At 53.1% G+C, this 5650-nt stretch carries 5 protein-coding genes; 1 reads left to right on the forward strand and 4 read right to left on the reverse strand.

Annotation, left to right across the window (positions count from 1 at the left end; translation table 11 throughout):
• Positions 1-146 precede the first annotated feature (146 nt).
• The 3 genes from fusA to rpsL are packed head-to-tail and all read right to left on the reverse strand — an operon-like array spanning position 147 to position 3137.
• Positions 147-2264: an elongation factor G gene (gene fusA, locus PFRI_RS03460; RefSeq protein ID WP_072629353.1), complete on the reverse strand. Its 2118-nt coding sequence runs from the start codon at positions 2262-2264 to the stop codon at positions 147-149.
• Positions 2265-2282: 18 nt separating this feature from the next.
• The gene (gene rpsG, locus PFRI_RS03465; RefSeq protein ID WP_072629354.1) at positions 2283-2753 is read right to left on the reverse strand and encodes a 30S ribosomal protein S7; all 471 of its coding nucleotides are present in this window, start codon (positions 2751-2753) and stop codon (positions 2283-2285) included.
• 12 nt (positions 2754-2765) lie between these two features.
• The gene (gene rpsL / locus PFRI_RS03470) at positions 2766-3137 is read right to left on the reverse strand and encodes a 30S ribosomal protein S12 (RefSeq protein WP_009828243.1); all 372 of its coding nucleotides are present in this window, start codon (positions 3135-3137) and stop codon (positions 2766-2768) included.
• Between the two features lie 345 nt (positions 3138-3482).
• Here rpsL and PFRI_RS03475 point away from each other — a divergent pair, with 345 nt between their 5' ends.
• Positions 3483-4286 carry a putative rhamnosyl transferase gene (locus tag PFRI_RS03475; protein ID WP_072629355.1) on the forward strand — a complete coding sequence of 268 codons (804 nt, stop codon included), beginning with the start codon at positions 3483-3485 and terminating at the stop codon, positions 4284-4286.
• Here the strand turns inward: PFRI_RS03475 and PFRI_RS03480 are convergent.
• Complete coding sequence (locus tag PFRI_RS03480; protein WP_072629356.1) at positions 4262-5170, reverse strand: DMT family transporter; 909 nt, start codon at positions 5168-5170, stop codon at positions 4262-4264. The two genes, PFRI_RS03475 and PFRI_RS03480, sit on opposite strands and share 25 nt — an antisense overlap.
• Between the last annotated feature and the right edge of the window lie 480 nt (positions 5171-5650).

A 5650-nucleotide genomic window follows, 5' to 3' on the forward strand; every position in this document is an offset into this window, starting at 1 on the left:
GTGCCGATGTTGACGTGCGGTTTATTGCGTTCAAACTTTTCCTTGCCCATGGTGGGACTCCTTCAAATAAGACGGTGCTTGGCCTAAGCGATCAGCACCCTACGGGATGTGGTGTAGGGTGCGTGGTTTCCCACGCACCGCTCGTTTTATGCGTATTGCGCTTGGATCTCGTCAGAGATGTTCTGCGGAACCGGCTCGTAGTGATCGAACTGCATAGAAAAGTTCGCACGGCCAGAAGACATCGAACGAAGTGTGTTGATGTAACCGAACATGTTCGCCAAAGGCACAAAGCAATCAATCGCAATGGCATTGCCACGGCTGTCTTGACCTTGAACCTGACCACGACGGGATGTGAGGTCACCGATGATGCCACCTGTGTACTCGTCCGGCGTGATCACTTCGACTTTCATGATTGGCTCGAGCAGTTTCGCACCAGCTTTGCGCATACCTTCGCGCATTGCCATACGAGCTGCGATTTCGAACGCAAGCACGGAAGAGTCAACATCGTGGAACTTACCGTCCAGCAGCTGAACCTTGAAGTCGATCACAGGGAAGCCCGCCAAAGGACCGGAGTCCATGACAGATTTGATACCCTTTTCAACGCCCGGGATGTATTCCTTCGGAACAGCACCACCAACGATCTTGGACTCAAACGAATAACCTTCGCCCGGAGCTGTTGGAGAGATCAAAAGCTTAACCTCACCGAACTGACCAGAACCACCAGACTGCTTCTTGTGCGTATACGTGTGCTCAACTTCGTGACCAATCGTCTCGCGATAAGCAACTTGTGGTGCACCAATGTTCGCTTCAACTTTGAACTCACGACGCATACGGTCGACAAGAATATCAAGGTGAAGTTCGCCCATACCCTTCATGATCGTCTGGCCACTCTCGAGGTCAGTCTCAACACGGAAAGATGGATCCTCAGCAGATAGACGCTGAAGCGCGATGCCCATTTTCTCTTGGTCGCCCTTTGTTTTAGGCTCAACCGCGATCTCGATCACAGGCTGTGGGAACGTCATCGTTTCCAAAACAACAGGTTCGTTGACGGCACAAAGTGTGTCACCGGTTGTCGTGTCCTTGAGGCCGCCCAATGCAATGATATCACCCGCGTAAGCTTCGGAAATCTCATCACGGTCGTTAGAGTGCATGACCATCATCCGGCCAACGCGCTCTTTTTTGCCTTTGGTCGAGTTCAAGAATGTATCACCCTTTGACAACGTACCAGAGTAGATACGTGTGAATGTCAGCGAGCCAACAAACGGGTCATTCCAGATTTTGAACGCAAGTGCAGAGAACGCCATGTCATCATCCGCGCGGCGGGCAATGTCACGTGTTTCTGTCTCGTCACCAGGCTTAAAGCCCATGTAATCAACAACGTCGAGCGGGCTCGGCAGATAGTCGACAACAGCGTTGAGAAGAGGCTGCACACCTTTGTTTTTGAACGCAGAACCGCCCAAAACAGGTACAAACTTCATCGCCAAGCAACCCTTACGGATCAAAGAGCGCAGTGTCAGCACGTCAGGCTCATTGCCTTCAAGATATGCTTCCATTGCGTCGTCGTCCATGTCGACAGCCGCTTCAACCAGCTTCATGCGCCACTCGTTCGCCTGATCTTGTAGGCTCTCACGAATAGGGGCTTTCACCCAAGACGCGCCAAGGTCTTCACCTTCCCACAACCATTCTTCCATGGTAACGAGGTCAAGAAGGCCTTCCAGCTCTGTCTCTGCACCGATTGGAATGCCGACAGGAATCGCAGTCGCGCCTGTACGGTCTTCAATCATGTGAACACAGTTAAAGAAGTCCGCGCCAATCTTGTCCATTTTGTTAACGAACACGATACGTGGAACTTTATAACGGTCAGCCTGACGCCAAACTGTCTCTGTCTGTGGCTCAACACCGGCGTTACCGTCAAGAACAGTAACCGCGCCGTCGAGAACAGCCAGCGAGCGCTCAACTTCAATTGTGAAGTCAACGTGGCCAGGTGTGTCGATGATGTTCATGCGGTGCTTTTCAGAGTCAGGTGTTATACCGTCCTCTGTGCGCTCCCAGAACGTCGTCGTAGCAGCAGACGTAATCGTAATTCCGCGCTCTTGCTCTTGTTCCATGTGGTCCATCGTTGCGGCGCCGTCATGCACCTCACCGATGTTATGCTCTTTTCCAGTGTAGAAAAGAATGCGCTCGGAACAGGTCGTTTTACCTGCATCGATGTGCGCGATGATACCGAAGTTGCGGTATCGGTCGAGGGGGTATTCGCGTGCCATTAGGCGTACTCCTCTAGATTACCAGCGGTAATGGCTGAAGGCTTTGTTCGCCTCGGCCATCTTGTGAGTGTCTTCGCGCTTTTTAACAGCGGAACCACGTGTGTTCACAGCATCCATCAGCTCGCCTGCAAGGCGCTCTTCCATGGTGTTTTCGTTGCGTGAACGGGACGCTTTGATCAACCAACGAATGGCCAATGCTTCGCGACGCTCTGGGCGCACTTCAACCGGTACCTGATACGTAGCACCACCAACACGGCGGGAACGTACTTCGACGGACGGTTTGATGTTGTCCAGCGCTTCGTGGAACACCTCGATAGGTGCGCGCTTGATCTTCTCTTCAACCCGAACCATCGCAGAATATACGATGCGCTCAGCGACGGACTTTTTGCCGTCGATCATCAGGTTGTTCATGAATTTAGTCAGTACGCGATCGCCATACTTGGCATCGGGCAGGACTTCGCGTTTTTCAGCGGCGTGACGACGTGACATATCAGCCTCTCCTTATTTAGGACGCTTCGCGCCGTACTTCGAACGACGTTGCTTACGATCTTTGACGCCCTGAGTATCCAGAACACCGCGAAGAATGTGGTAACGCACACCGGGAAGGTCTTTTACACGACCGCCACGGATCAGAACCACAGAGTGCTCCTGAAGGTTGTGGCTCTCACCTGGGATATACGAAATAACCTCGAAACCGTTGGTCAGGCGCACTTTGGCAACCTTACGCATAGCGGAGTTCGGCTTTTTCGGAGTTGTTGTATAAACGCGTGTGCAAACACCGCGTTTCTGTGGGCACTGCTCTAGGTGCTGCGACTTAGAGCGCTTGATTTTAGGCTGACGCGGCTTGCGGATCAGCTGTTGGATCGTTGGCATAGAAGGTGTCTTCCCCATCTCTCAACTTAGTTTTGCCACCTACCCGTTAATGCGGGTGACGCGAAATCTGCCGTGCCGTGGAGCACAATCGCCTGTAAACAAGCGAAAAAACCGCAAACGTTCCCATTCCGAGGTGAACGTCGCGGTTGGGTTTCAGAGGTCGTTGGCTGTAAGTGCCAAGGACTTGACCACAGTCGATATGATATCGGCAAAAGATAAGGATCTTGAGCCGGATAGCGCGCGTATAGGGGGAGTCGCATGAGGTGTCAACACGCCCTGCCCCTTGATGGATCGGGGTGGCGATGCCATGCTGAACCTGCGTTCGGGTATCACAGGAGCCGCCTCATGCAAATCATCGGACTTTGTCGGTTCTCTTACCCTGCCCTTGGCGGTTTTCAGGTGGAACATGAGGGGGTCGAGGATCGATCTGCTTATCTCTATCGCCCCGAGCGCATGGAAGAGCGGTTTCGTCATTTCGAGACAATCATGCTTCCCTCAATCGCCGCGCAAACGGAGACAGATTTCACCTTTGTTATCGTTATCGGGGATAATCTTCCCGAGAAATATCAAGAACGTCTCTTCGATCTATGCGCGCCGATCAAACACATCACCATCCAAGCGCACGCCCCGGCGGATCACCGCGAGACGATGCAGAAAGCAATAAATGCGGCACGCATGAGGAGTGACGCGCCCTGCTTGCAGTTTCGCCATGACGATGACGACGCAATCGCTCTCACTTTCGTGGAAGAGTTCAAACGCGCGGCCATGGATTGCCGCCCCCTGCTAGAACGCAACAAGTTCGTCGCTTTCGACTTCCCGCGCGGCTACGTCGTGCGCCCTGACGCGCAAGGCCTGCACGCGGAAGAAACCTATCATCCCTTCTGGGGAGTTGCCTTGGGTTGCTCCGTCGCGCCGCATATCCGCAAATCAATCATGAACTTCGCGCATGGCCGCATGGGCCGTTTCATGCCTTCGATCAGCTTTGATAAACCAGTGATGTATCTGCGCGGTCACAACGATTTCAACGATAGCCGCCAAGGCCCCAACGTCAGTCAACCGAAGCTGACACTCTTAGACGCAGATGGCGAACAAATGATCCGTGACACATTTAACGTTGATGCAGATCATATTCGCGCTGTCTTTGCCTGACGCTTTTTCGCACGACTTTCGCGGTAGAGCGTGAAAATACCTGTCGCGACGATCAGCCCTGCGCCGATAAACGTCAGCGGCTCAGGCCATTCATCAAAGAACACATAGCCGAGCAGTAAGGCCCAAAGCATTGCAGTGTAGCGGAACGGCGACGTGAACCCGACTTCGCCAATGCGCATGACCATCACGGAAAACACATAACCCCCTATCACGAAGATCGCGGAGGCGATCAGCATCGCGATTTGCGTAGACGTCATGTCCGTCCATTCACCCGTCACAACAGCGCCAACGCCACCAAACACAGTGACAAAAATTGCGCCGACCAAAGTGACCGTGAGCGATGGAACCTCTTTGCTCAACCGACGGGCCGCGAGGTCGCGCACGGTGACGCAAACGACGGCTATCAACACGTAAATTGAGTGGATGGTGAAGCCTTCCGTGCCGGGGCGCACGATCAACATCATCCCGCAAAAGCCGATCACAATGGCAAGCATGCGTCGCCAGCCCACCGCCTCTTTGAACACCAGCGCTGCGGCCAACGTCACGGTCAATGGTAGGGTCTGCAAAATGGCAGTCACATTGGCGAAGGGCATGTGCAAAAGAGCGGTTAAAAAGAAATAGGCCGCAGCAACTTCCGCGCCGGAGCGCAATACGATCAACCAGCGATCCTTGGCGCGTTCCGGCCACGCCAGCGCGTTCAAATATCGCGCGAGTATATAGATCATAACGCAGGCCAAAATACCGCGCAGCAATAGCATTTGAGGCAATGGAACGTCGGTCCCGATCGCTTTGATGAAAAGATCGTTAAACGTGAAAGCCGCCATCGAGCACATCATAAAGAGTGCGCCTTTGGCGTTATCAGAAAGGTTGGCGAAAAAACTCATGCCTTCTCTATCGCTGAAACACGCCGCGATGGGTAGCCTGATTGCGACTTGTGTTTGCAGTCTTTGGGCACATGCCAAGGACGCAGCTGTAAGTTTCGCCAATCTCAGGTTTAGTCCATTCACGACGCAAAGCGCGCTTGCTGAGTTTATTAACGCGCTCAAGCAGAGACCATCAACCGTTTTGGGCAGCGATCGGTGCGGATGGCAACGCGATGTTGCTTGGGTCTCGATTTTGAAGTCCGAATGGCCGACGTGGCGAGAGGCTTTTGAGAGCTGATTGTCCACCGCCAATTTTGACACTTTAGGCATGCAGGTTAGGCCGTTGTCAGAATATTAAGGCATAAGCGCAATTGCGTAGCGTTGCATTGTATGGCTGCTGTATTTTATTCAAAAAAACTGTTATACACAGAGTCCTCGAGCACCCGACTTTTGACGGGTTGACGTCTGACCGTAGAACGATTCAGCTAACCGCATGATCCG

It is taken from the genome of Planktotalea frisia, assembly GCF_001890925.1.
Classification (GTDB): Bacteria; Pseudomonadota; Alphaproteobacteria; order Rhodobacterales; family Rhodobacteraceae; genus Planktotalea; species Planktotalea frisia.

What these genes read in the sequence shown, in the direction of transcription:
- fusA (WP_072629353.1), bottom strand. Translation starts at nt 2,264, where the DNA reads ATGGCACGCGAATACCCCCTCGACCGATACCGCAACTTCGGTATCATC.
- rpsG (WP_072629354.1), bottom strand. Translation starts at nt 2,753, where the DNA reads ATGTCACGTCGTCACGCCGCTGAAAAACGCGAAGTCCTGCCCGATGCC.
- rpsL (WP_009828243.1), bottom strand. Translation starts at nt 3,137, where the DNA reads ATGCCAACGATCCAACAGCTGATCCGCAAGCCGCGTCAGCCTAAAATC.
- PFRI_RS03475 (WP_072629355.1), top strand. Translation starts at nt 3,483, where the DNA reads ATGCAAATCATCGGACTTTGTCGGTTCTCTTACCCTGCCCTTGGCGGT.
- PFRI_RS03480 (WP_072629356.1), bottom strand. Translation starts at nt 5,170, where the DNA reads ATGAGTTTTTTCGCCAACCTTTCTGATAACGCCAAAGGCGCACTCTTT.